Source organism: Psychrobacillus sp. MER TA 171 (assembly GCF_023713305.1).
Lineage (GTDB): Bacteria > Bacillota > Bacilli > Bacillales_A > Planococcaceae > Psychrobacillus.
This window is the reverse complement of the sequence record NZ_JAMAWN010000009.1, coordinates 88,607-113,017: the sequence shown is the minus strand read 5'-3', so window position 1 is coordinate 113,017 and position 24,411 is coordinate 88,607. Positions and strand designations below refer to the sequence as shown.

Sequence of the window (24,411 nt, the reverse complement as noted above, 5' to 3'; positions counted from 1 at the left end):
TACCATAGTACACTCCATCGTTTATAATAAATTTTCGAGGGTAAAATATTAATAGAATAGTACTCGACTGGAACTAATGTGATAATATTTGAGTAGTGAAAAGATAAAACCAACTAATCTTATATAAATGGAGTGTTTTTTTATGTTACATCAATTTTCTAGAAATGAACTTGCGATAGGAAGAGAAGGAGTAGAGCTGTTAAAGAATACAACAGTAGCTATTTTGGGTGTAGGAGGCGTTGGGTCATTTGCCGCGGAAGCATGCGCCCGAAGTGGCGTGGGTAGAATTATTTTAGTAGATAAGGACAATGTGGATATAACAAATATAAATCGTCAATTAGTAGCTTACATGTCTACTGTAGGCCGATCAAAGTCTGAGGTAATGAAAGAAAGAATCGCAGACATTAATCCAGATTGTGAAGTAATTGATATGCATATGTTCTATACCGAAGAAACGTATGAACAATTTTTTGATATGAAAATTGATTATGTTATAGATGCATCGGATACAATAATATATAAAATTCATTTGATGAAAGAATGTTTAAAGCGTGGCATTAAAATAATTTCTAGTATGGGAGCTGCCAACAAAACAGATCCAACTAGATTTAAAATTGCTGATATTTCTAAGACACATACCGATCCACTTGCTAAAGTAATCCGTACAAAGTTACGTAAGGAAGATCGGATCACTAAAGGAATTCCAGTTGTATTTTCAGATGAAAGTCCCATTGTAGTAAGAGAAGACGTAGTAGAAACAGTTGGAAAGCCAGATGCTGCTATCCGTAAAGCTAAGATGCCACCATCCTCTAATGCATTTGTGCCCTCTGTCGTTGGCTTAATTTGTGCTAGTTGGGTAATAAATGACATTACAAAAAATATTACAATTAATAGAGTGCAGTAAATAGGTTGCAGTTTTTTTTACATCACTTATACTAAAACTAATCACATTTCAAACGAGGTGGAATCTAAAATGACTGAAACAACAAATCAGGAAGAGCCAAAGAAAAAAATGACTCTTCAAGAAGCTGTGAAACAAAAGCTAGAAGAAAAGAAAAACCAAGCTGGTGGCGGTAACTTAAAAGGGACTGGTCCAGCAGCTAACCAAAAAATGAAAAGTCAACAAACTAAAAAGGTAAGCAATACACGCAGAAAAATGGGTGTATAATCCTTAAAAGATGAGACAAAACAAAACGCTACCGATTTTTTTCGGTAGCGTTTTAAATTTATATGACTTGTGTTCTCTTTTGACTTTATTTTTCCTTCTTAAAGTTCTCTAAACGATTATAAATAGCGGCCAATCGCTTTTCTTCTCCAGCATCTATCGGATCATAAAATCTTGTGCCGACTAAATTATCTGGAAGATAGGTTTGTTTCACCCAACCGCCGAATGTTCCTATTTTATGATCGTGAGGATATACATAGCCCCCATGCGCAAGTTCCTTAGCACCAGCGTAATGAGTATCCTTTAAATGACTTGGAATATCTCCGGTTTTACCGGCATGGATACTGCTAATCGCCTTATCGAGTGCTACATATGCAGAGTTGGATTTCTCGGATAAGCACATTAAAACTACTGCATTAGCGAGGGGAATACGCGCTTCTGGAAGCCCTAGTCTTTCTGCTGATTGAATTGCCGCTAATACTTGTGGTCCTACTGCAGGATTGGCAAGTCCAATATCCTCATAGCTCATTACCAAAAGTCTTCTACTGACAGCTACCAAATCCCCATTTTCTAAAAGGTGTGCAAGATAATATAAAGCTGCGTCCGTATCACTACCTCTCACTGATTTTTGTAGGGCTGATAATAAGTTATAAAAGTGAGAGCCCTTTTTATCTCCAAATACACCTACGCGATCAATAAGGCTATCCAGCGTAGAATCTTCTACTACGGTAATACCATCTTCTTCAAAGCTTGCAAAAATAGTTGATTCTAATAGAGTCAAAGCCTTACGAGCATCCCCATTCGAGGCATCTGCAATCTTTAATCGTTGTTCTTCTGTTATTTTAATAGGGGTTTTACCGAGACCTTTAACGCTATCCTCTAAAGCTCTTTTTAGAAGAACGTCTACATCCTCCGTAGTAAGCCGCTTCAACTGTTTAATCTCTCCACAACGGGAGCGGATCGCTGGATTGACATCATGGAAAGGATTTTCCGTTGTTGCACCGATCAGAATGATAGAGCCATTTTCAACGTGTGGCAAAAGAGTATCTTGCTGTAGTTTGTTGAATCGATGAATTTCGTCTAAGAATAATATAATTTTTCCACTGATTCTTGCGTCGGCAACAACATCCTCCACGTCTTTCTTCCCAGCTTTAGTTGCATTTAAGGCGACAAAAGGGAGCTTGGTTGTTCCAGCTATGGCAAAAGCCAAAGAGGTTTTGCCTACACCTGGGTCTCCGTACAGAAGCATGGAAGGAACATGCCCATTGATAATCATTTTGTATAATGCTGTATTCTTCCCAATTACATGTTGTTGTCCTGCAATTTCATCTATTGTTTGTGGTCTCATACGATAGGCTAACGGTTCATTTTGCAAAATGAATCTCTCCTTTTTCTATGTATTTATCTAGATTATTTCTTTTAGTGGATCAGGCTAAGCCTAAGTGGTGATAAAACCAAGTATTGTAAGAGAAAAGTTATTATGGCTTTAGAATATATTTGGCTATTTCAGTAAATTAAAAGCTTCAACTAGTTGCATATTTGTTATTTTAACTCAGCCATTTAAGAAACAAATGATTTTTAGTACTTTAAAACGTACATTTGTTCCTTTATTATATAGAAGATGGCACTAAAAGTCATTTTGAAGTCGTTAGCACTATGAGTTATGCTATACTAGGGAAAGAATTTTTTATACCCTGATGAATATAACATTAAACGCAAAAATTATACTTAAGAATGATTAAATAAGTAATTTGTTAAATTAAAATGAGGTGAAAACGTTGAAATTTTCAACAAAGGGTCGGTATGGACTTACCATCATGGTAGCTTTAGGGAAACAGTATGGAGAAGGTCCACATGCTTTACGACAAATTGCTACGGAGCACTCCTTATCTGAAGCTTACTTAGAACAAATTGTATCACCCTTACGTAATGCTGGCTTAGTAAAAAGTGTTAGAGGAGCGTATGGTGGTTATATGCTATCTAAAGCGCCAAATGAGATAACTGCTGGCGACGTTATTCGTGTATTAGAGGGTCCAATTCAAATTGTAGAAGGTATAGATGAGGAAGCAGCGCCACAGCGCGAGCTTTGGTTAAGAATTCGTGATGCAGTTAAAAATGTGCTTGATACGACAACGATTGAAGATTTGTCCAAATACACTGAAGAAAACCCTGATTTGGAAGGGTACATGTTTTATATATAAGGAGTTAAGAGTTCATTATGAATAGAATATATTTAGATCATGCTGCAACAACACCTATGGCAGAGCAAGTTGTTCATACTTTAGTAGAAGAGATGAATAATGTTTATGGCAATGCATCAAGTATCCATCAAACAGGAAGAATTGCTCGAAAAAAATTAGATGATGCTCGTAGAATATTAGCTCAATCAATTGGAGCACAAGAAATTGAAATAACTATAACAAGTGGTGGGACAGAAGCAGACAACTACGCATTATTTGGTACTGCCTATGCCCGTAAAGCTTTAGGTAAACATATTATTACGACACAGATTGAGCATCATGCAATCTTGCATGCATGTCAGCAACTTGAAAAAGAAGGCTTTGAAATAACATACTTACCGGTTGATCAAACAGGCTTAATCAGTATAGATGACTTGAAAAAAGCTTTAAGACAAGATACTATTTTAGTTTCCATTATGTTTGCCAATAACGAGGTAGGTACGATTCAACCTATAAAAGAAATAGGCAACCTATTAAAGGATCATCAAGCATATTTCCATACAGATGCAGTACAAGCATACGGAAGTGTTTCAATTGATGTAAAAGAGACCTATATCGATTTGCTGAGTGTCTCCAGTCATAAAATTAACGGACCAAAAGGAATCGGCTTTCTATATCAAAATAAGGATATTTACCTTAAACCATTATTGTATGGTGGTCAACAGGAGCGCAAAAAACGTGCAGGTACAGAAAATGTTCCGGCAATTGTTGCCTTTGCAAAAGCAGTGGAAATTAAGCAGCAAAACATTAAAAAAAGCAACGAGCATTATCGAACGTTAAGAGATACATTTGTTGAGCAATTACAAACAAATGGAGTAGAGTTTAAAATAAATGGCTCACTAGAAAATTTACTACCTCATGTAGTAAATGTAAGTATCCCCAAAACAGATGTGGAGACTTTTCTCGTACAGTTAGATTTAGCTGGGATTGATGCGTCAAGTGGTTCTGCTTGTACCGCTGGCTCCATTGACCCTTCGCACGTCCTAGTAGCGATGTATGGTGAAAAAACACCTGAGCTGAGAAATTCAGTGCGATTCAGTTTTGGATTAAACAATACAAAAGAAGAAGCAATAGAAGCCGCCAATAAAATAAGTAAAATTATTCTTGGATAACTGAAAAGAGTGAGTTAAATGATGAAGAAAAAAGAAGATACAAGAGTAGTAGTAGGTATGTCTGGTGGAGTTGATTCCTCCGTAGCTGCTTATCTGCTAAAAGAGCAAGGTTACGATGTAATCGGTATATTTATGAAAAACTGGGATGACACCGACGAAAACGGTGTATGTACAGCAACAGAGGATTACGAAGATGTTATAAAGGTTTGTAATCAAATTGGTATCCCTTATTATGCCGTTAACTTTGAAAAACAGTATTGGGATAAAGTATTTTCTTACTTTTTAGAAGAATACAAGGCGGGCAGAACGCCAAACCCTGATGTAATGTGTAACAAGGAAATTAAATTTAAAGCATTTTTAGAGTATGCATTGGCACTTGGAGCTGATTATCTTGCAACAGGACATTATGCACAAGTAGAAGTTAAAGAAGGCCAAACGAGAATGCTGCGTGGTAAGGACAATAACAAAGACCAAACCTATTTCTTAAATCAGCTTAACCAAGAGCAATTAGAAAAGGTTATGTTTCCAATCGGTCATTTAGAGAAGAAAAAAGTCCGTGAGATAGCATTAGAACAAGGTCTAGCAACTGCCACTAAGAAAGACTCTACTGGTATTTGCTTTATAGGTGAAAGAAACTTTAAAGAATTTTTAAGTCAGTACTTACCAGCTAAGCAAGGTACTATGGAAACAATGGACGGTCAAGTAATGGGGAAACATGATGGCTTAATGTACTACACAATTGGTCAACGTCATGGTTTAGGTATAGGTGGAGCTGGAGACCCTTGGTTTGTTATCGGAAAAGACCTAGCAAGAAATGTTTTATTAGTCGGTCAGAATATTAATAATGACGCCTTGTTCTCTACGAGTCTTACAGCTACTGATTTATCATTTACAACTACGCTAGACAAACCATCGTCCTTTACGTGTACGGCGAAATTCCGCTATCGTCAGGAAGATGTCGGAGTTCACGTAGAGCTACTGCCTGAAAATCGTGTTCGTGTAGTATTTGATCAGCCAGTTCGTGCTATCACTCCAGGACAAGCAGTTGTTTTCTATCAAGGAGATGAGTGTCTCGGTGGAGCGACGATAGACGAGGTTTTTAAAGATGGACTTAAATTGGATTACGTTGGTTAATGGAGGTATTGGATTTGAATTACAATGAACTAGGGATACAAGCAATACAAGAAGAAAATTATGAAAAAGCAGCAGAATTGTTTAACAAAGCAATTGAAGAAAACCCAGAAGAATCAATCGGTTTTATCAACTTTGGAAACCTACTAGCTTCTATGAATGAAAACGAACGGGCAGAACGCTTTTTTCAAAAGGCAATCACATTAGACGAAAAAGCTGCAACAGCCTTTTATAGCCTAGCTAATTTGTATTATAATACAGAGCGCTTTGAAGAAGCAGCAAAGCTTTATGAAAAAGCAATTACAAATGGTATTGAAGGTCCAGATGCTTATTTCATGCTAGGAAAAAGCTTTCAGAAGATTGATCAAACGAAGCTTGCACTTCCATATCTTCAAAGAGCTTACGAATTAGACGAGACACAAGATATTCAGATTAAATTAACGTATGGTATCGCTCTGGCAAGCCTTGAAATGTTCGATGTGGCAGAACCAATTTTTAAAGAAATATTAGAGCTAGACCCAGAAAACGCGGATGCCCATTACAACATGGGAGTTTTATATGCAGTGTCTACATCTGACACAGAAAGCGCTCTTAAACATTTAAAAGCAGCTTTTACAATACAACCAAACTATGATCAAGCTAGATATGTATACGATATGATTTCACTACGCAATTAGGAAGTTAGGAGACGATTGAAATGATAAATGAAATAAATAACGAAAAACAATTTATATCTGGTCGACCAATCGTCTCTATCTTTCATAATCCACAAAATCTATTCTCCATTATTAAACTAAAGATAAAATCCACTAATACTACATACACAGATAAAGAAATAATTGTTACAGGTTATTTCCCCCAGTTAGTTTTAGAAGAAGCGTATAAATTTACAGGTGTTATTAAAAATCACCCAAAGTATGGAATACAGTTTCAAGTCGAAACGTTCCAAAAGGAGGTCCCGGCAACAGAGACAGGGATTGTTCATTATCTATCTAGTGATATGTTTCCTGGGATAGGTAGGAAGACCGCGGAGCTAATTGTTAAGAAACTAGGAGAAAATGCGATTAATCGAATTTTAGATGATCCAGCGTCTCTAGATATTATTCCAAAGCTAGGTGAAGATAAAAAACAAACTATTAGAGCCACATTAGAACAAAATTTAGGATTAGAAAAAGTGATGATTCAGTTAAACGAGTGGGGTTTTGGTCCCCAAGTTGCCATGAAAATCTATCAGGCGTATAGAGAAGAAACAATTGCTAAGTTAACAGAAAACCCATATCGTTTAATAGAAGATGTAGAGGGGGTTGGTTTTGTACGTGCCGACGAGTTAGGTTATAAGCTCGGGATAAAAGGAAATCATCCGGATCGTATAAAAGCAGCGATATACCATTTACTTCAAACTTCTTCGCTAAGTGAGGGTCATGTCTTTCAATATGCTGAGCAGCTTTTAGAAGACGTTAAAAGAATGCTTGAAAATGCACAAAGAGAAGAAATCTCTTACGAGTCAATAACACAATGTTGTATAGAGCTAGCTGAGGAAAGTAGGATTGTTGGTGAGGTAAATAAATTTTATATCCCATCTCTCTATTTTTCAGAGGTTGGCATCAGCTCCAAGGTAGAAACTTTACTAATGGCTAAAGATATTCACCAATTTCCTTTAAAAGAAATTAAGAAGCATTTAGGTCCTTTAGAAAAACGTCTTGGCGTTAAATATGCCAATACACAAATCAAGGCTATTGAAACAGCTCTTAATTCGAATATTACCTTATTAACAGGAGGACCTGGGACAGGGAAAACAACCGTTGTACGAGGAATTGTAGAACTATACTCTGAATTGCACGGGCTGTCCTTAGATCCTAAGGAATGGGCGAAGGAGCAAAAGCCCTTTCCAATTGTTCTGGCTGCACCTACCGGTAGAGCAGCCAAGCGCTTAAGTGAATCTACAGAGCTGCCTGCAATGACCATTCATAGATTACTTGGCTTTAATGGCCAAGAGGACACCGATACAGAAGGTAAAGAAATTGAAGGAAGACTAGTTATTATTGATGAGACCTCTATGCTAGATACTTGGCTAGGTCATCAGCTTTTAAAAGCTATCCCTAAGGATGCTCAGGTTATTTTTGTTGGTGACCAAGACCAGCTCCCGCCTGTTGGTCCAGGTCAAGTATTAAAGGACTTACTGGCATCTAAAAGAATTCCAACAGTGGAACTGGTTGATATTTATCGACAATCAGAGGGATCCTCCATTATAGAATTAGCACATGAAATGAAACAAGGAAGTGTACCTGCTACACTTACCGCTAAAACAAAAGATCGATCCTTTATCAAGGCAACGACTGAACAAATCCCTAAAGTAGTAGAACAAGTGTTAAAGGCGGCATTGTCTAAAGGTCAATCCATTCGAGAGATACAAGTGCTAGCTCCTATGTATAGAGGGCCTGCTGGAATAGATGCGTTAAATAAAATGATTCAAGAGATGGTCAATCCGAATACCGATGGAACACGTAAGGAAATGACCTTTGGAGATACAATTTATCGAATAGGCGATAAAGTACTTCAACTAGTAAATCAACCGGAAAGTAACGTTTTTAATGGTGACATGGGGGAAGTTGTTGCTATTTTTAGAGCCAATGAAACGGTTGAGAAGAAAGAGATGCTTGTTGTCTCTTTTGATGGCAATGAAGTTACGTATGAAAAGAATGACTTAAATCAAATTACTCTAGCGTATTGTTGCTCCGTTCATAAATCACAGGGTAGTGAGTTCCAAACAGTCATTATGCCTGTTACGAGAAGCTATATGAAAATGCTTAGACGTAACTTGCTTTACACCGGAATTACTCGTGCTAAAAATTTCTTAATTCTTTGTGGAGATCCAGAGGTATTTAAATTTGGCGTTGAACGAACAGATGACTTGCAGCGTTTAACTACATTAAAAGAACGTTTAGCAGATGAAGAAAAAGAAGAAATAGAGACAAAATCTACATCATCTGTATCTACAAAAAAAAGTAGTACTGAAGAGACGTTGTCTGTTGAGGCTGATGAAGTGGATTCAACATATTTGTCAGCAGATAATTATCATTTAATAGATCCTCTTATAGGTATGAAGGGTATCACCCCATATGAGTTCTTAGATACCGATTGACATAGTACAAATTGTTAATTATAATCAAAATTGCATATAAAACATGATGACGGAGAAAGTACTGTTGTTACCTGAAGAGAGAAGGATTCCTTTGGCTGAAAGAATCCCCAGCGTATAACAATTAGGAAAGCTACTCCTGAGTGCAGCTAATACCTGCCGTAAATCTGCGTTAAGGATTCTTAAGAGACATAATAAGGTTGTATTCTATTATGTAACTAGGGTGGTACCGCGAAATAATAGCTTTCGTCCCTTTTTGGGATGAAGGCTTTTTTTATTTTATTTTGCATAGCGTCAAATCTTTTGTTAAAGAGGAATAATATTATTAGGAGGAATAAAAAAATGAAACATTTAACTGGTGCACAAATTAGACAAATGTATTTAGACTTTTTTATAGAAAAAGGTCATTCACAAGAACCATCTGCTCCACTTGTACCGATTAATGACGCTTCACTTCTTTGGATCAACAGTGGAGTTGCTACGTTAAAAAAATATTTTGATGGACGTGTAATTCCAGAAAATCCAAGAATCACAAATGCACAAAAATCTATTCGTACAAATGATATTGAAAATGTAGGAAAGACAGCTAGACATCATACGTTCTTTGAAATGCTAGGAAACTTCTCAATCGGTGAATATTTTAAAAAAGAAGCAATTCATTGGGCTTGGGAGTTTTTGACTGATGAAAAGTGGATGGGCTTTGAACCTGAAAAGCTATCTATTACCATTCATCCAGAAGATGAAGAGGCATATGTTATTTGGAAGGATGAAATTGGTATTCCAGAAGAGCGTATTATTCGTTTAGAAGGAAACTTCTGGGATATTGGAGAAGGACCGAGTGGACCTAACTCAGAAATTTTCTATGACCGTGGTGAAACCTATGGTAATGATGTAAATGATCCAGAACTTTATCCAGGTGGAGAAAATGATCGATATTTAGAAATCTGGAACTTAGTTTTCTCTGAGTTTAACCATAATCCAGATCACACATATACACCATTACCAAAGCAAAACATCGATACTGGAATGGGCTTGGAGCGTATGGCTAGTGTTGTACAAAATGTTCCAACTAACTTTGATACAGACCTATTCATGCCGATTATCGAGCAAACTGAAACAATTGCAGGTAAGAAGTATCGCCAAAACAAGGAGAATGACGTAGCTTTCAAAGTAATTGCTGACCATATTCGTACCGTTGCATTTGCTATTGGAGATGGGGCTTTACCTTCCAATGAAGGACGCGGTTATGTACTGAGAAGACTTCTTCGCAGAGCTGTCCGTTTTGCAAAACAACTAGGTATCGATCAGCCATTTTTATTTGAGCTTGTACCTGTAGTAGGGGAAATCATGAAGGATTTCTATCCAGAAGTTACAGAGAAAAAAGACTTCATCATGCGTGTTATTAAAACAGAGGAAGAAAGATTCCATGAAACACTACACGATGGGCTTAGCATTTTAGAAAAAGTAATTGAGGAGCAACGTTCAAAAGGTGAGTCATTTATACCTGGAACAACGACTTTTACACTTTATGACACATACGGCTTCCCGATTGAGTTAACAGAGGAATATGCAGAAGAAGCAAATATGACAGTTGATCATGAGGGCTTTAAAGCTGAAATGGAAGCTCAACGTTCTAGAGCACGTGCTGCTCGTCAGAATGTAGATTCTATGCAGGTGCAATCTGCTGTTTTTAGTAACTTACAAGATGAAAGTGAGTTTGTTGGCTACGATACGCTAAGTGTCACTACAAAGGTTACCTCTATTGTACTTGGGCAAGAATTAGTTAAATCTGCTCAAGAAGGCGATGAAGTGAAAATTATTTTAACCCAGACACCTTTCTATGCGGAAAGTGGGGGTCAAATAGCAGATCATGGAACAATTGAAAATGATAATTTCCGTGGGTTTGTAAAGGATGTTCAAAAAGCTCCAAATGGTCAAAATCTACACACTGTTATTATTGAGTCTGGAGAAATGGTGGTTGGGGCTGACATAGTAGCAACAGTAGATCAAACATTAAGAGGCCACACTATAAAAAATCACTCGGCAACACATATTCTACATCAAGCTTTAAAAGACGTTCTAGGAACACATGTAAACCAAGCTGGCTCATATGTTGGACCAGATCGCTTACGTTTTGACTTTTCTCATTTTGGGCAAGTAACGAAAGAAGAGCTAGAAACAATTGAGCGTATAGTTAATGAGAAGGTGTGGGATAATATCCCGGTAGTAACTGGATATCACAATATTGAAGAGGCAAAAAATATGGGTGCCATGGCTCTTTTCGGAGAAAAATATGGAGATATTGTGAGAGTAGTTCAAATGGGAGCTTATTCATTAGAGCTTTGCGGTGGAGTGCATGTGAAAAACACGTCGGAGATAGGCTACTTTAAAATCCTTTCTGAAGGCGGTATCGGTGCAGGAACACGTCGTATTGAAGCAGTTACTGGAAAAGGTGCATTTGAGGTTATTAAAGAGGAAGAAATGCTTCTTACGGAAGCTGCTTCACTAGTAAAAGCTCAACCAAAGGATTTGGTTATGAAGGTTTCTCAATTGTTAGGTGAATTGAAAAACATTCAAAGAGAAAATGAATCATTATCTGCTAAAATCGCTAATAGTCAGGCATCTTCTGTTTTATCATCAGCTCAAACTATTAATGGCATTACGGTGCTCTCTGTTAAAGTAGAAGCTAAGGATAATAATCAGCTAAGACAAATGATGGATGATTTAAAACAAAAAATGGATAATGCTGTCATAGTTTTAGGCGCAGTAGACGAGGAAAAAGTAATGATTTCTGCTGGAGTGACTAAGGATTTAGTAGGTGGGAACTACCATGCTGGAAATATTGTCAAACTAGTCGCTGAACAATGTGGAGGTAAAGGTGGGGGCCGTCCGGACTTTGCCATGGCTGGGGCTAAAGACGCAAGTAAGCTAGAGCTTGCACTTAACTCCGTTTACGAATACATCAAATCAGTTTAAACTATTTCAAAAATAGGGTATACTTAACAAATAACTAAGCAAACATTATTACCAATTTGAAAGCGAGGTGCTGATCATGAGTTCATTTGATAAAACAATGAAATTCAATTTCCCAGAGGAATCGATGGAACAAGAAGTCAAACATGTGATGCTTCAGGTTCACTCTGCATTAGAGGAAAAAGGATATAACTCTATAAATCAAATTGTTGGCTATTTACTTTCTGGTGATCCAGCTTATATTCCTCGCCATCAAGATGCTCGAAATATGATCCGTAAATTAGAACGAGATGAAATTTTAGAGGAGCTAGTTAAGTTCTATATTAAAAAGAATAATGAGGCGTAATTATGAGAATAATGGGTTTAGATGTCGGTTCTCGCACCGTGGGCATTGCAATAAGTGATGCCCTCGGTTGGACAGCCCAGGGAATTGAAACGATCAAAATTAACGAAGATGCACAAGAATTTGGGATGGAACGAATTGATGAATTGGTAAAACAACATCAAGTGAGTGAGTTCGTGGTAGGCTTTCCTAAAAACATGAATAATTCTATCGGACCGCGTGCAGAAGCTTCGGAACAATTTGCCAAGCTGTTAACTGACAAATATAACTTTCCAGTAACATTATGGGATGAAAGATTGACAACTATGGCTGCAGAACGTATGTTAATAGATGCGGATGTTAGTCGTAAAAAACGCAAGCTAGTTATTGACAAAATGGCTGCTGTAATGATTTTACAAGGATATCTTGATAGAAAAAACAGATGAGGTGACCACAAATGGACCACGGACAAGAAAATATCACAATCGTTGATGACAACGGAAATGAACAGCTTTGTAACGTATTATTTACATTTGAATCAGATGAATTCGGTAAATCATATGTACTTTACTACCCTATCGGTGCTGAAGAAGATGAGAACGAAGAAATAGAAATTCATGCTTCTTCTTTCACTCCAAATGAAAACGGAGAAGATGGAGATTTACATCCAATCGAAACAGATGCTGAATGGGATATGATCGAAGAAATGTTAAACACATTTTTAGATGAAACAGAAGAAGACGAAGACTAATTCAAATCTAAAAAGGGTGGACTGAGTATTCTCATTCCATCCTTTTTCTTTTTGTGAAGCATCATGTATAATAAGGGAGAATAAAGGGGGAAAGCCCGTGGAAAACAAATCAAAAAAAGAGATCATGTTTGATCAGATGAAAAACAAAAAAAAAGAAGTAAAACTTGTTAGAAAAATAGTAATGATAATAGCATTGGTTCTCTTGATCATTATTGCTATAGCTGGATTCACTGGTTATAACTATGTAAAAGGTGCTCTTTCACCAATGGATCCTGACTCTACTGAGAAAGTGACTGTTGAAATTCCAATTGGCTCAGGTATCGATAGCATATCTTCGACCCTTGAAAAAAATGGAATAATTAAAAACGCAAAGATTTTTAAATACTATGTTAAGTTTAATAACCAATCTGATTTTCAAGCAGGTACATATGATTTGTCTAAGGATATGACTTTAGATGAAATTATCGAAAGTCTTAAAACTGGTAAAATTTACAGGGAACCACTACTAACCTTAACCATTCCAGAAGGATTGACTCTAGAGCAAATTGGAGATGTAGTGGAGAAGAAGACTGGAAATTCTTCCAAGGAATTCTTTGAACTAGTTACTAACGCTGAATTTGTTGATCGCATGATGAGTAAGTACCCTACATTGTTAACAGAAGAAATCAAAGGGGAAAATATCCGTTACGCATTAGAGGGTTATTTATATCCATCGACATATCCATTTTACGAGGAAAATCCGACAAATGAAGAAATAGCAGAAATGTTATTGGCTCAAACGGACAAAGCATTGGCACCTTATTATGAATTGCTACAAGCAGAAGAAAAGTCAGTTCATTGGCTTTTAACCTTTGCTTCCTTATTGGAAGAAGAGGCAACTGCTCAAACAGACCGTGAAAAAATAGCTAGTGTCTTTTTCAACCGTTTAGAAATTGATATGCCATTACAAACCGACCCGACTGTACTTTATGCTTTAGGAAGCCATAAAGATCGTGTATTATTTGAGGACTTAGAAATTGATAATCCATATAATACTTACCAAAACAAAGGATTACCACCAGGTCCGATTGCAAATGCAGGGAAAATGTCCATAGAGGCAACTTTAGATCCAGAAAAGACAGAATACTTCTATTTCCTAGCTGATAAAGAAGGAAAAAATCATTTTTCTAAGACATATGATGAACATCTTCAAAAAATAGACGAACATTTAAAATAATTAGCATGCAGGAGAAGGAAGGTTATCGCTTTCCTTCTCCTGCTATGTTATTATAAGATGGGTTTTTTACGTATCAGGTTATATTTGTCTGTTGATTATCCTTGTACTTAGGAGTAGAATTTCGGGAAGCAGAGATATCTCCAGTTTACATAACGAAATAACCTTGCATCTAAAAGGAGTTAAGCTATGAACATCAGTGAAGATTTTATGAAAAATCTAATTAAGCCAAGAGAACCTATCTTTATTGAAATGGAGAGCTTTGCAAAAGAAAACCACGTACCAATTATGCAACTGTCGGGAATGGAAGTATTGCTACAGTTACTCTCTTTACAGAAGCCAGCCTCTATTTTAGAACTTGGAACAGCAATCGGTTATTCTTCTATGCGCATGGCCGACAAACTAGAAGCTTCTATAGTCACAGTAGAGCGTGATGAGCAAAAAGCGATGTTAGCTAAGGAATATATTAACCGAGCCAACTTGGAGGAACGCATCAGAGTCATTATTGGAGACGCCTTAGAGTTAGACGAGGATACTTTGAATAATCAAAGATTTGATGCTATTTTTATTGATGCTGCAAAAGGACAATATAAAAAATTCTTTGAAAAGTACGCACCTTTGTTAAACGATAGGGGCGTTATTTACTGTGATAATATATTGTTAAACGGTCTCTCCGAGCTTCCAATAGAAGAGGTTCCAAGAAGGAAAAGAACCATGGTGCGAAACCAGCATCAGTTTATGGAATGGTTAATGCAGCATCCAGACTATGACACAGCATTCTTTTCTGTAGGAGACGGAATGCTAGTAAGTATAAAGAGGTGACAAGCGTGAAAAAAGCAGAATTATTAGTGACACCTAAAAATGTAGAGCACATTCGAGAGCTTATACAGGCGGGTGCAGATGCTTTTTTAGTAGGCGAACAGTATTTTGGGTTAAGGCTAGCAGGAGAATTTACACTAGATGATATTCAAGCAGCGACAAAGCTAGTAAAAGAACATAATAAAAAAATTTACGTTGCCATGAACGGCATTTTTCACAATGACAAAGTAGAAGAACTTGGCCCTTATATGCAGAAAATACAAGAAATTGGTGTAGATGCAATTGTATTTGGTGACCCGGCGGTAATTATTGCTAGGAGAGAGGCGGGAGTTACACTACCTCTTCATTGGAATACTGAACAAACAGCTACTAATTACTTTACAGCAAACTATTGGGGAAAACGTGGTTCTACAAGAGCTGTTTTAGCTCGTGAGCTTAGCTTAGAAGAAGTGATAGATATAAAGGAAAATGCAGAAGTCGAAGTAGAGGCACAGGTGCACGGAATGACGTGTATGTTCCAGTCTAAGCGATCTTTAATCGGCAACTATTTTCTTTTTCAAGATAAAGCAATGGAAGTGGAAAACCGCTCTCAAAATAAAAATATGTTTTTACATGATAAAGAGCGATCGAATAAGTATCCTATCTTCGAGGATCAAAATGGAACCCATATTTTTAGTCCAAATGATATCTGTATGATTGATGAGTTAGATGAGTTTTTAGATGCAGGAGTGGATAGCTTAAAAATTGATGGTATTCTCCATGAAACGTCATATGTAACGGAAGTCACTAGCTACTATCGTCAGGCAATTGATGCGTACTATGAATCACGTTCAGCCTATAAAGAGCTTAAAAAGGAACTACCTAAGAAAATTGAAGCTATTCAACCTCCACTTAGACCCTTGGATACCGGATTCTATTTTAAAGAAACAGTATACTAATTGCGTAGCTCTTAGCTGAAATTATTTTCGGTTCAGAAAGGACAGAATTCATGTGATAAACACGAAAATAGATGAAATAAGTGAATTAGTCGACGGCAAACGTGTCATTACGAAAAAGCCTGAGTTATTGGCTCCGGCCGGTAGTCTAGAAAAATTAAAAATCGCTGTTCATTATGGTGCAGATGCAGTATTTATAGGTGGTAGAGAGTTTGGCTTACGTTCAAACGCAGGTAATTTCTCCATTGATGAAATGCGTGAGGGTGTCGAGTTTGCCAATCGATACGGAGCAAAAATTTATGTTACAACTAATATCTTTGCTCATAACGAAAATATGGACGGGCTAGAGGAGTATTTAAAGTCAATAGAGGCTGCAGGAGTAACTGGAATTATAGTTGCAGATCCTTTAATTATAGAAACCTGTAGGGAGGCAGCTCCTAAGCTAGAAATTCATCTAAGTACTCAACAATCCCTTTCTAACTGGAAAGCAGTCCAATATTGGAAGGAAGAAGGCTTACACCGAGTTGTTTTAGCTCGAGAAACAAGCGGTGAAGAAATAAAGCTAATGAAAGAAAAAGTGGATATAGAGATTGAGACATTTATCCATGGAGCTATGTGTATAGCATATAGCGGTAGATGTACACTCTCTAATCATATGACTGCTCGCGATTCTAACCGCGGTGGTTGCTGCCAATCATGCCGATGGGACTACGATCTCTACGAAGCAAGCTCTAATGGAGAAGAGAAAGCATTATTTGAAGAAGAAGATACTCCTTTTGCTATGAGTCCAAAAGATTTGAAGCTGGTTGAATCTATTCCTAAAATGATTGAAATGGGAATTGATTCTCTAAAAGTAGAAGGTCGTATGAAATCTATTCACTATATAGCTACAGTTATTAGTGTATATCGTAAAGTCATCGATGCTTATTGTGCGGACCCAGAAAACTTTGTTATGAAGCAGGAATGGTTGGAAGAGCTTGAAAAGTGTGCAAACCGAGAAGCAGATACAGCATTCTTTGAGGGTGAACCTGGTGTTGAACAACAAATGTATGGCGTTCATGACAAAAAAATGGGATACGACTTTGTTGGGCTAGTTCTAGACTATAACGATGAAACACAAGTAGTAACATTACAACAGAGAAACTACTTCAAGCCAGGAGATGAAGTAGAATTCTTTGGACCCGAAATCGACAACGTTCGATTGGTAATTGGTGAACTTAAAAATGAAAAGGGAAAAGTTCTAGATGCAGCAAGACATCCCTTAGAAATAGTTCAATTTACATGTCCGACTAAATTATATCCAAACAACATGATGAGAAAGGGGTTAAACTAATGGCTAAACGTACTCCGCTTATCATAGGCATCACTGGTGGTTCCGGTTCAGGAAAGACCAGCGTTACCCAAGCAATTAGTGAAGTTTTTAAAGACCATTCTGTAGTAGTTATTGAACAAGATTATTATTATAAAGACCAAAGCCATTTAGCTTTTGAAGAAAGATTGAATACAAATTACGATCATCCCTTTGCTTTTGACAATGACCTACTTATTCAGCATGTAAATGATTTGCTGAACGACAAAGCAATTGAAAAACCAATTTATGATTATGCACAACACACGCGTTCAAGTGAAACAGTCCTGATCCAACCAAAGGATGTAATCATTTTAGAAGGTATCCTAGTGCTAGAGGACGAGCGTTTAAGAAACCTCATGGATATAAAATTATTTGTAGATACAGACTCGGATTTACGTATTATTCGAAGAATTTTACGTGATATTCATGAGAGGGGCCGTACGGTAGAATCTGTAGTAGAACAATATTTAACAGTCGTTCGCCCGATGCATAATCAGTTTATAGAGCCTACTAAAAGATACGCAGATGTAATTATTCCTGAAGGCGGTCAAAATGAGGTAGCAATCGATTTAATGGTTACAAAAATAAAAACTATTCTTGAAACTAATGCTATTGTATAATATGATGATGAAAGATTTACAAATATTTCATTAAATTCATATCATTTTAACTCGAAGCATATGAATAGGAAATATATGTTTATAAAGAGGGATTTTAAAGGAGTGTATGGAAGTGTCAACTGAGAAACAATTTCCGATGACTGTAGCAGGTAAACGTAAACTAGAAGAAGAATTAGAAGTATTAAAAACTGTAAAACGTAAAGAAGTCGTAGAACGTATTAAGATCGCTCGTAGCTTCGGTGATCTATCGGAGAATTCGGAGTATGATTCTGCTAAGGAAGACCAAGCTTTTGTTGAAGGAAGAATCTCTACAATTGAATCCATGATTCGAAATGCTGTGATTATCGAAGAGGAAGATAATAATGATGTTGTCTCTTTAGGTAAAACAGTGACATTTGTTGAAATTCCAGATGGAGATGAAGAAAGCTACACTATCGTTGGATCTGCTGAAGCTGATCCTTTAGAAGGGCTTATCTCAAACGATTCTCCTATTGCTAAAGGCTTACTTGGAAAGACAACCGGAGATAAAGTGAAAATCCTTACTCCAGGCGGAGAAATGGATGTAGAAATTATTTCTATTTCTTAAGACGGACAATATATTTTCAAAAATGAGGAGTAAACATTTATATGTTTGCTCCTCATTTTAAATTTACAAAGAATTTAAGTATAAATAGTTAAGACCTTTGTCATATTGTTTATTCTTTTTATAACTGTAATGTATTTTTGATATTCCTAAGGATATAAGTGGATGGATTCACTCTTTCTTCTATGCATATTAATGATAGGGCAGAAATGCTATAAAATCCTGAGGACATGTGCTAGGGGAAGGTAATATCTGAGCTCATATGCTCTCATGAAAACGTCCGCTGTAGTGGAAAAAAGCTATTATCGTAGATATTAATTTTGTATCATTCTCTTTTTATCCCTATGATATAATATTTGGAAGAAAAATGAGACTTGCTAAAAGCATTTATATGTATTAAATTAGTTAGCACCTAAAGTTTTGAAACTTAGTTTCTATTATCACGTCTATTATTTATAGTTCTCTATCTTTTAAAAGGAGGAAGAGTATGTCAGAACAAAATCAAAAAATTAACTCACGTTTAAACAAAAATAATCGCAAGAAAAAAACTAATACAATACTGAATGTCTTAATTGGAGTAGTACTTCTGTTAATCATTATTGTAGTTGTTAATTTAGTGACAGGTGATAAAGAGGAAAAAGATATTGCCCAAGAACCAAAAGAAACTGAATCCGTTTCAGAGAGTAGTGAAGTCGAAGAAGAGGAATCAGAAGACGTTGAATTGACTACTGAGGAAATAGCCGAAGAGGACGAACAAAACGAAACAGCCAATGAAGAAAATGATTCGACCACAGAGTCAGGCTCTTCTTCTAACGACTCAAATGAAATTATAGAAGAATCCGATGATCCAAATGTGGAGGCTGTTGTAGTAGACCCTTCGTGGGAACCAATAGGGACAGCTCAAGTAGGAGAACATGTCTCTAGCTATACGAAGGAAACAGTAGATTGGGAAGAGAAGGTTGACGCATTAGCTTACGCGGCAAACTTAGACCCATCTAATATGATTGTCCAATTTCTAGGTAATGGTGGAAGTCCACAAAAGTCTATAGGAACTGTTACTTCTAAAGATGGAAAAGAAATCTATCGTATATCCTTAGAATGGGTCGACGGTCAAGGATGGAAGCCAACCAAAAAAGAAAAGCTGTTATCAGCAAAATAAATATACAATGTGGGAGCGGTACTTGACTAAAGTGCCGCTCTCCTTTACTTTAAAAGAAGTACTTTTAGAGAGGGGTTTTTAATAATGAAGATTGCCGTAATTGGAGCAATGGAAGAAGAAGTAGAATTATTAAGAAATGCGGTTGAAAATGCAAAGACTATAGAAATTGCAAATAGTGAGTTTACAACTGGTACATATAAAAGCCATGAAATAATCCTGTTGAAAAGTGGAATTGGCAAAGTAAATGCAGCCATGTCTACTGCTATTCTTTTAAATGAGTATAAACCAGATTATGTCATTAATACAGGGTCTGCTGGCGGATATGATCCTCAGCTAGAAGTAGGAGCAATTGTTATTTCAGATGAAGTAAGACATCATGACGTAGATGTAACTGCATTTGGATATGAGATGGGACAGGTTCCTCAAATGCCACCTGCATTTAAATCCGACGAGCGTTTAATGAAGCTTGCAGAAGATGCGGTAAATGAAATTGGTGAGCATCAGGCCTCAACAGGCTTAATTGCTACTGGTGATACCTTTATGCATAATCCAGAACGAGTAGAACTAGTTCGCAGTTATTTTCCTTCTATGAAAGCTTGTGAAATGGAAGCTGCTGCCGTCGCGCAGGTTTGTCATCAATTTTCAGTACCATTTGTAGTTATTCGTGCTCTTTCCGATATTGCAGGAAAAGAATCCTCGATTAGCTTTGATGAGTTTCTGCCAGTTGCAGCTAAGCATTCCACACAAATAGTGCTTCGTGTAATTGAAAACATTTAGTTGTCATTAATTGGACAAACTATAGCATAGAATGCATGTAATCAGTATTTCCTATATGTGCTATGATGAAAGTATTAAAAGCTTTCCACAATAGTCTAGGAGGAGATCTGATGGTTTTTATCATGGCTATGTCTGTTTTGGTTACAGCTGTATTAGCATTTGTAATGATTGCCGAAACAAGTGAAGATTAATTTTCTCTAGCTCTCTTGGTGTTTGATCCATCAAGAGAGTTTTTTTCATGGATGTAATACTGATAGAGCTTAACAAGCGCACGCTTTTCAATACGAGAAACATAGCTTCTTGAAATTTTTAATTGCTTAGAAATTTCTTTTTGAGTCATTGGCTCATGGCCCAATAATCCATATCTTCGAACGATGATATCTAGCTCTCGTTTCTCGAGTTGGGATAGGTGTTTATATAAACGATTGGTATCTTCTTCTTCCACTAGCTGTTCGTCCGAGCTTTTATCTAGCCCTTGTAGTAAATCGGTGATTTCTAAAGAATGTCCATCTTTATCCATTCCAATAGGTTCATGTAAAGAAATATCCTTTTGAACTTTTTTTAATGAACGCAAATACATAAGAATTTCATTTTCGATACAACGAGCAGCATATGTTGCTAATTTTGTTTTTTTGGTAGGTGTATAGCTATTAACAGCTTTCATCAGCCCAATTGTTCCAATTGATATATAGTCATCTAAAAGCTCATGCTTCGGGTGAAATTTCTTAACTACGTGTGCAACAAGCCGCATATTACGTTCGATAAGTTCATCTCTTGCTGTGAGGTCTCCATCTAGAAAACGTTGAATCATTACTTGTTCTTCCTCCGGAGAAAGGGGCTGATGGAACGCCTGCCCTTTTAAATAACCAAGCACAAGTGGCAAATCGATGACCATGTTTATAAATGCGGTTAGAAGACCGGAAATTATGTTCACCTCCATCTAGTTATACTTTCAATATATGTGGAATTACGACAAAATATGAAAAAAACGACTGCATTTGCAGTCGCCTTTTAAGAAATATATAATTGCTTAAAGCATATCAGACCTTTTTTAAAGTAAAAGTACTAATCATTAATAATGCAAGAATAATAAATAAAAACATGTACGTAACTGGCGGAACAAAATTAATAGCGAAGTATGATAATGTTAAAATTACTCCGGCAACCGTAATTGGTAGTCCTGTAAAAAATCCATTTGACTCAGAAATATTAAAGCGGGCTAATCTAAATGCGCCACAAGCTATATATATAACAGTAATAATCATTCCTGCAATACTAAATTCCTGTAAAACTAAGGAGTACATTAAAAGAGCAGGTGCAATTCCGAATGATATAATATCACTCATCGAATCTAATTGTTTACCAAGCTCTGACTCTAAGTTGAATCTTCTGGCAACCATGCCATCAAAACGATCTAACAAGCCTGCTATAAATATAAATAACACGCTAAACGTGTAGTATTCATTTACTGTAGCCATAATTGCTGCTCCACCGAATGCTAAATTACCAATTGTTATCATATTAGCAGCCTGCGTTTTTAGTTTTTTTATTGTTTGAGTCATAGCATTTTGTAAATACATTGCAAATCACTCCTTTACAAATAACATATTTGTTCATTATACTTCGAGTAAACAAAAATTGTAAGTAAATTTTTATAGGGAGACTAAGAAATGAAAGAAAAAATATATCAATCTATGATTGAGCTAACCAATGGTAGGTGGTCATCATCATTAATCAAAGGCTTTGCTCAGTCTAATCTCAGTAAGAAAATAATACCTGCCTATATGAAACATTTTAATATAGATCCTTCTGAAATGCCATGTCATCTCCATGAATTTTCTACATTGCATGATTTTTTTGTTCGCCCATTAAAACAAAATAGTAGAAATATAGACCCTGCTGTCAACGGAATTATAAGTCCAGTAGATGCAACTATTGAAACTTTCGGGGATATAACGTATGATGGAATTTTTCATGTAAAAGGAAAACCATACACGCTATATGATATGCTCGGCTCCGACAAAATAGGTAAAGAATATGAAAAAGGTAAATTTATCATTTTATATTTAAGCCCGGCGGAATATCACCGAATCCACTCTCCAATTGATGGGAAGGTCACTCGGCAGTATGTGCTAGGAAAGAAATCCTATCCAGTGAACAAATGGGGACTAGCTTATGGTAAAGAAACAATTAGTGGCAACTATCGGCTATTAACAGAGCTTTTGATGCCTAATGATAAGCGTTGTTTTCATATTAAGGTGGGGGCAATGTTCGTGAATTCCATTGAACTCACTAACAGGGAGTTAGAATGGAAAAAGGGAGAAGAGGTAGGTTACTTTTCTTTCGGTTCAACAGTAGTTTTGTTATTTGAAGAAGACAGTATAGAGTTTTCAAGAGAAATAACTCCTGGAAAGTTTATTCGAATGGGTGAGAGACTCGCAAATATGCTATAATCGTTAAAGAAAAAGTGTCGAAGTGGAGTGTTTGTCTTTGTATTCAAATTTTATACCAAGTGAATTTGTTAGAAGTGTCTTTCATATAACACCGGAAATGTTAAAGGAAAAGGGCGTAAAGGCAATTATTACAGATTTGGATAATACATTAGTTGAATGGGATCGACCAGATGCAACCCCTAAGCTAATAGAATGGTTCACTAATATGAAAGAAGCAGGTATTCAAGTAACCATTGTATCCAATAACAATGAATTACGTGTTAAGTCATTTGCAGATCCATTAGGGATTCCTTTTATATATAAAGCAAAAAAGCCTTTAGGAAAGGCTTTTCGTCATGCTCTTAGTATAATGTCCGTTAAAAAAGAGGAAGTTGTAGTTATTGGTGATCAGCTATTAACGGATGTCTTTGGCGGAAATAGACAAAAGCTCCATACCATTCTAGTGATACCTGTCGCAAAATCAGATGGTTTCGTGACGAAGTTCAATCGTATGGTGGAGAGAAGAATTTTTAGTTACTTGGACAAAAAAGGACAAGTTACATGGGAGGAAGAAGCGTGACAGAAGCACCAAAATGTATAGGTTGTGGAACAGTAATCCAAACCGAGGTAGTTGGAGATCCAGGATATGCTCCTGTTTCTTCGTTAGAAAAAGAGGACATTATTTGCCAGCGTTGTTTTCGTTTAAAAAATTACAATGAGTTGCAGCCGGTATCTTTAACCGATGATGATTTCTTAAAAATCTTAAATGGTTTAGGAACAAAAAAAGGACTAATTGTGAAGATTGTAGATATTTTTGATTTTAACGGAAGCTGGCTACCCGGCCTACACCGATTTGTTGGTAACAATCCGATACTATTAGTAGCAAACAAAGCAGATTTACTGCCGAAATCAGTGAAGAAAAACAAAGTAATCAATTGGATGAAGCAAGAAGCAAAAAAACTTGGCCTATCACCAATTGATGTTCTATTTGTCAGTGCACATAAAGGTACTGGTATGCCAGAAGCTATGGAGGCCATAGAGCATTATCGCAAAGGTGAAAATGTTTACGTAGTAGGCTGTACCAATGTTGGTAAATCTACATTTATAAACAGGATTATTAAACAGGCTACCGGTGTAGAAGCAGTTATCACTACTTCTCATTTTCCTGGGACAACCTTAGACATGATTGAGATACCTTTAGACGATAAAAAAGCTCTATATGATACTCCAGGAATCATCAATCATCATCAAATGGCCCATTTCTTAGATCCATCGGAGCTAAAATATATCACACCTAAAAAAGAAGTGAAGCCAAAGGTTTTCCAACTAAATAGTGAGCAAACTCTCTATCTTGGAGGACTTTCTCGATTTGATTTTATAAAGGGCGAACGATCTGCCTTTACTTGTCATATAGCAAACGATATTCCAATTCATCGTACGAAGCTTGAGAATGCTGATACTTTATGGCAAGAGCATCGCGGTCAATTGTTGTCACCGCCTTCTGAGAAATTTATAGACCTATTACCACCTTTAGTAAGACATGAATTTAAGATAAAAGATGATAAAACGGATATCGTATTTTCAGGACTTGGTTGGATTACCGTGCAAAAAGGCGGAGTTGTGATAGCAGCACATGCTCCTGCCGGTGTAGAGATTTCTATTCGTCCATCTCTTATTTAGGGGGAAGTA

At 36.6% G+C, this 24,411-nt stretch carries 26 protein-coding genes and 1 other annotated feature; of the genes, 23 read left to right on the top strand and 3 right to left on the bottom strand.

The annotated features are described in order from the left end of the window. The first annotated feature begins 142 nt into the window (after positions 1 to 142). A complete protein-coding gene (locus M3627_RS10575; RefSeq protein ID WP_169358015.1) occupies positions 143 to 904 on the top strand; it encodes a tRNA threonylcarbamoyladenosine dehydratase in 762 nt (253 codons plus the stop codon). Positions 905 to 973: 69 nt separating this feature from the next. After that, positions 974 to 1,168, top strand: a complete 195-nt coding sequence (locus M3627_RS10570; RefSeq protein ID WP_251555610.1) for a hypothetical protein — start codon at positions 974 to 976, stop codon at positions 1,166 to 1,168. Between the two features lie 85 nt (positions 1,169 to 1,253). On the opposite strand, the gene M3627_RS10565 is transcribed toward M3627_RS10570, so the two are convergent. After that, positions 1,254 to 2,540: a replication-associated recombination protein A gene (locus M3627_RS10565; RefSeq protein WP_251555609.1), complete on the bottom strand. Its 1,287-nt coding sequence runs from the start codon at positions 2,538 to 2,540 to the stop codon at positions 1,254 to 1,256. 403 nt (positions 2,541 to 2,943) lie between these two features. On the opposite strand from M3627_RS10565, the gene cymR reads away from it, so the two are divergent. The 18 genes from cymR (at position 2,944) to M3627_RS20830 (ending at position 20,481) form a co-directional block, all read left to right on the top strand. Continuing rightward, on the top strand, positions 2,944 to 3,366 hold the full coding sequence (cymR, locus tag M3627_RS10560) for a cysteine metabolism transcriptional regulator CymR (protein WP_169358018.1): 423 nt from the start codon (positions 2,944 to 2,946) through the stop codon (positions 3,364 to 3,366). Positions 3,367 to 3,383: 17 nt separating this feature from the next. Continuing rightward, positions 3,384 to 4,517: a cysteine desulfurase family protein gene (locus M3627_RS10555; RefSeq protein WP_251555608.1), complete on the top strand. Its 1,134-nt coding sequence runs from the start codon at positions 3,384 to 3,386 to the stop codon at positions 4,515 to 4,517. Positions 4,518 to 4,535: 18 nt separating this feature from the next. Then, a complete protein-coding gene (gene mnmA, locus M3627_RS10550) occupies positions 4,536 to 5,651 on the top strand; it encodes a tRNA 2-thiouridine(34) synthase MnmA (RefSeq protein ID WP_251555607.1) in 1,116 nt (371 codons plus the stop codon). A 14-nt stretch (positions 5,652 to 5,665) separates the two neighbouring features. Further along, positions 5,666 to 6,325, top strand: coding sequence for a tetratricopeptide repeat protein (locus M3627_RS10545; protein ID WP_251555606.1), 660 nt, complete (start codon positions 5,666 to 5,668; stop codon positions 6,323 to 6,325). Positions 6,326 to 6,345: 20 nt separating this feature from the next. Then, positions 6,346 to 8,790 (top strand): SF1B family DNA helicase RecD2, encoded by a 2,445-nt coding sequence (recD2, locus tag M3627_RS10540; protein WP_251555605.1) that lies wholly within the window; start codon positions 6,346 to 6,348, stop codon positions 8,788 to 8,790. 37 nt (positions 8,791 to 8,827) lie between these two features. Then, positions 8,828 to 9,044, top strand: a binding site (T-box leader). Positions 9,045 to 9,129: 85 nt separating this feature from the next. Beyond that, on the top strand, positions 9,130 to 11,763 hold the full coding sequence (gene alaS, locus M3627_RS10535; protein ID WP_251555604.1) for an alanine--tRNA ligase: 2,634 nt from the start codon (positions 9,130 to 9,132) through the stop codon (positions 11,761 to 11,763). 76 nt (positions 11,764 to 11,839) lie between these two features. After that, entirely contained in the window at positions 11,840 to 12,106 is a 267-nt protein-coding gene (locus tag M3627_RS10530; RefSeq protein WP_053588802.1) for an IreB family regulatory phosphoprotein, read from the top strand. A 2-nt stretch (positions 12,107 to 12,108) separates the two neighbouring features. Next, positions 12,109 to 12,528 carry a Holliday junction resolvase RuvX gene (ruvX, locus tag M3627_RS10525; RefSeq protein ID WP_169358024.1) on the top strand — a complete coding sequence of 140 codons (420 nt, stop codon included), beginning with the start codon at positions 12,109 to 12,111 and terminating at the stop codon, positions 12,526 to 12,528. 11 nt (positions 12,529 to 12,539) lie between these two features. Further along, on the top strand, positions 12,540 to 12,833 hold the full coding sequence (locus M3627_RS10520; RefSeq protein WP_251555603.1) for a DUF1292 domain-containing protein: 294 nt from the start codon (positions 12,540 to 12,542) through the stop codon (positions 12,831 to 12,833). Positions 12,834 to 12,930: 97 nt separating this feature from the next. Further along, the gene (gene mltG / locus M3627_RS10515; protein WP_251555602.1) at positions 12,931 to 14,049 is read left to right on the top strand and encodes an endolytic transglycosylase MltG; all 1,119 of its coding nucleotides are present in this window, start codon (positions 12,931 to 12,933) and stop codon (positions 14,047 to 14,049) included. Between the two features lie 186 nt (positions 14,050 to 14,235). Beyond that, complete coding sequence (locus tag M3627_RS10510; RefSeq protein WP_251555601.1) at positions 14,236 to 14,868, top strand: O-methyltransferase; 633 nt, start codon at positions 14,236 to 14,238, stop codon at positions 14,866 to 14,868. A gap of 5 nt (positions 14,869 to 14,873) precedes the next feature. Next, positions 14,874 to 15,803 carry a peptidase U32 family protein gene (locus M3627_RS10505; protein WP_251555600.1) on the top strand — a complete coding sequence of 310 codons (930 nt, stop codon included), beginning with the start codon at positions 14,874 to 14,876 and terminating at the stop codon, positions 15,801 to 15,803. Positions 15,804 to 15,858: 55 nt separating this feature from the next. Continuing rightward, the gene (locus M3627_RS10500; protein ID WP_251555619.1) at positions 15,859 to 17,133 is read left to right on the top strand and encodes a peptidase U32 family protein; all 1,275 of its coding nucleotides are present in this window, start codon (positions 15,859 to 15,861) and stop codon (positions 17,131 to 17,133) included. After that, the gene (udk, locus tag M3627_RS10495; RefSeq protein ID WP_251555599.1) at positions 17,133 to 17,771 is read left to right on the top strand and encodes a uridine kinase; all 639 of its coding nucleotides are present in this window, start codon (positions 17,133 to 17,135) and stop codon (positions 17,769 to 17,771) included. Before M3627_RS10500 ends, udk begins: the two co-directional genes overlap by 1 nt. A 112-nt stretch (positions 17,772 to 17,883) precedes the next feature. Then, positions 17,884 to 18,357, top strand: a complete 474-nt coding sequence (greA, locus tag M3627_RS10490) for a transcription elongation factor GreA (RefSeq protein WP_251555598.1) — start codon at positions 17,884 to 17,886, stop codon at positions 18,355 to 18,357. 484 nt (positions 18,358 to 18,841) lie between these two features. Further along, entirely contained in the window at positions 18,842 to 19,513 is a 672-nt protein-coding gene (locus M3627_RS10485; protein WP_251555597.1) for a YrrS family protein, read from the top strand. 84 nt (positions 19,514 to 19,597) lie between these two features. Beyond that, entirely contained in the window at positions 19,598 to 20,290 is a 693-nt protein-coding gene (gene mtnN / locus M3627_RS10480; RefSeq protein WP_169358031.1) for a 5'-methylthioadenosine/S-adenosylhomocysteine nucleosidase, read from the top strand. 62 nt (positions 20,291 to 20,352) lie between these two features. After that, complete coding sequence (locus M3627_RS20830) at positions 20,353 to 20,481, top strand: hypothetical protein (RefSeq protein ID WP_285841691.1); 129 nt, start codon at positions 20,353 to 20,355, stop codon at positions 20,479 to 20,481. Here M3627_RS20830 and sigK read toward each other — a convergent pair. Then, on the bottom strand, positions 20,478 to 21,215 hold the full coding sequence (sigK, locus tag M3627_RS10475; RefSeq protein ID WP_169358308.1) for an RNA polymerase sporulation sigma factor SigK: 738 nt from the start codon (positions 21,213 to 21,215) through the stop codon (positions 20,478 to 20,480). The two genes, M3627_RS20830 and sigK, sit on opposite strands and share 4 nt — an antisense overlap. Positions 21,216 to 21,330: 115 nt before the next feature. Then, positions 21,331 to 21,870, bottom strand: a complete 540-nt coding sequence (gene pssA / locus M3627_RS10470; protein ID WP_169358032.1) for a CDP-diacylglycerol--serine O-phosphatidyltransferase — start codon at positions 21,868 to 21,870, stop codon at positions 21,331 to 21,333. Positions 21,871 to 21,960: 90 nt separating this feature from the next. Between pssA and M3627_RS10465 the strand changes: the two genes are divergently transcribed. Genes M3627_RS10465 through yqeH form a run of 3 tightly spaced genes read left to right on the top strand, consistent with a single transcriptional unit; the run spans position 21,961 to position 24,402 of the window. Further along, complete coding sequence (locus tag M3627_RS10465) at positions 21,961 to 22,743, top strand: phosphatidylserine decarboxylase (RefSeq protein ID WP_169358033.1); 783 nt, start codon at positions 21,961 to 21,963, stop codon at positions 22,741 to 22,743. Positions 22,744 to 22,780: 37 nt separating this feature from the next. Further along, on the top strand, positions 22,781 to 23,302 hold the full coding sequence (locus M3627_RS10460) for a YqeG family HAD IIIA-type phosphatase (protein WP_169358034.1): 522 nt from the start codon (positions 22,781 to 22,783) through the stop codon (positions 23,300 to 23,302). Further along, on the top strand, positions 23,299 to 24,402 hold the full coding sequence (yqeH, locus tag M3627_RS10455; RefSeq protein WP_169358035.1) for a ribosome biogenesis GTPase YqeH: 1,104 nt from the start codon (positions 23,299 to 23,301) through the stop codon (positions 24,400 to 24,402). Before M3627_RS10460 ends, yqeH begins: the two co-directional genes overlap by 4 nt. Positions 24,403 to 24,411: the final 9 nt, after the last annotated feature.

Excerpts from the sequence above, each read along its gene's own strand:
- M3627_RS10575 (WP_169358015.1), top strand. The coding sequence starts at position 143 with ATGTTACATCAATTTTCTAGAAATGAACTTGCGATAGGAAGAGAAGGA.
- M3627_RS10570 (WP_251555610.1), top strand. The coding sequence starts at position 974 with ATGACTGAAACAACAAATCAGGAAGAGCCAAAGAAAAAAATGACTCTT.
- M3627_RS10555 (WP_251555608.1), top strand. The coding sequence starts at position 3,384 with ATGAATAGAATATATTTAGATCATGCTGCAACAACACCTATGGCAGAG.
- mnmA (WP_251555607.1), top strand. The coding sequence starts at position 4,536 with ATGATGAAGAAAAAAGAAGATACAAGAGTAGTAGTAGGTATGTCTGGT.
- recD2 (WP_251555605.1), top strand. The coding sequence starts at position 6,346 with ATGATAAATGAAATAAATAACGAAAAACAATTTATATCTGGTCGACCA.
- alaS (WP_251555604.1), top strand. The coding sequence starts at position 9,130 with ATGAAACATTTAACTGGTGCACAAATTAGACAAATGTATTTAGACTTT.
- M3627_RS10530 (WP_053588802.1), top strand. The coding sequence starts at position 11,840 with ATGAGTTCATTTGATAAAACAATGAAATTCAATTTCCCAGAGGAATCG.
- ruvX (WP_169358024.1), top strand. The coding sequence starts at position 12,109 with ATGAGAATAATGGGTTTAGATGTCGGTTCTCGCACCGTGGGCATTGCA.
- M3627_RS10520 (WP_251555603.1), top strand. The coding sequence starts at position 12,540 with ATGGACCACGGACAAGAAAATATCACAATCGTTGATGACAACGGAAAT.
- M3627_RS10510 (WP_251555601.1), top strand. The coding sequence starts at position 14,236 with ATGAACATCAGTGAAGATTTTATGAAAAATCTAATTAAGCCAAGAGAA.
- udk (WP_251555599.1), top strand. The coding sequence starts at position 17,133 with ATGGCTAAACGTACTCCGCTTATCATAGGCATCACTGGTGGTTCCGGT.
- M3627_RS10485 (WP_251555597.1), top strand. The coding sequence starts at position 18,842 with ATGTCAGAACAAAATCAAAAAATTAACTCACGTTTAAACAAAAATAAT.
- mtnN (WP_169358031.1), top strand. The coding sequence starts at position 19,598 with ATGAAGATTGCCGTAATTGGAGCAATGGAAGAAGAAGTAGAATTATTA.
- M3627_RS20830 (WP_285841691.1), top strand. The coding sequence starts at position 20,353 with ATGATGAAAGTATTAAAAGCTTTCCACAATAGTCTAGGAGGAGATCTG.
- pssA (WP_169358032.1), bottom strand. The coding sequence starts at position 21,870 with ATGTATTTACAAAATGCTATGACTCAAACAATAAAAAAACTAAAAACG.
- M3627_RS10465 (WP_169358033.1), top strand. The coding sequence starts at position 21,961 with ATGAAAGAAAAAATATATCAATCTATGATTGAGCTAACCAATGGTAGG.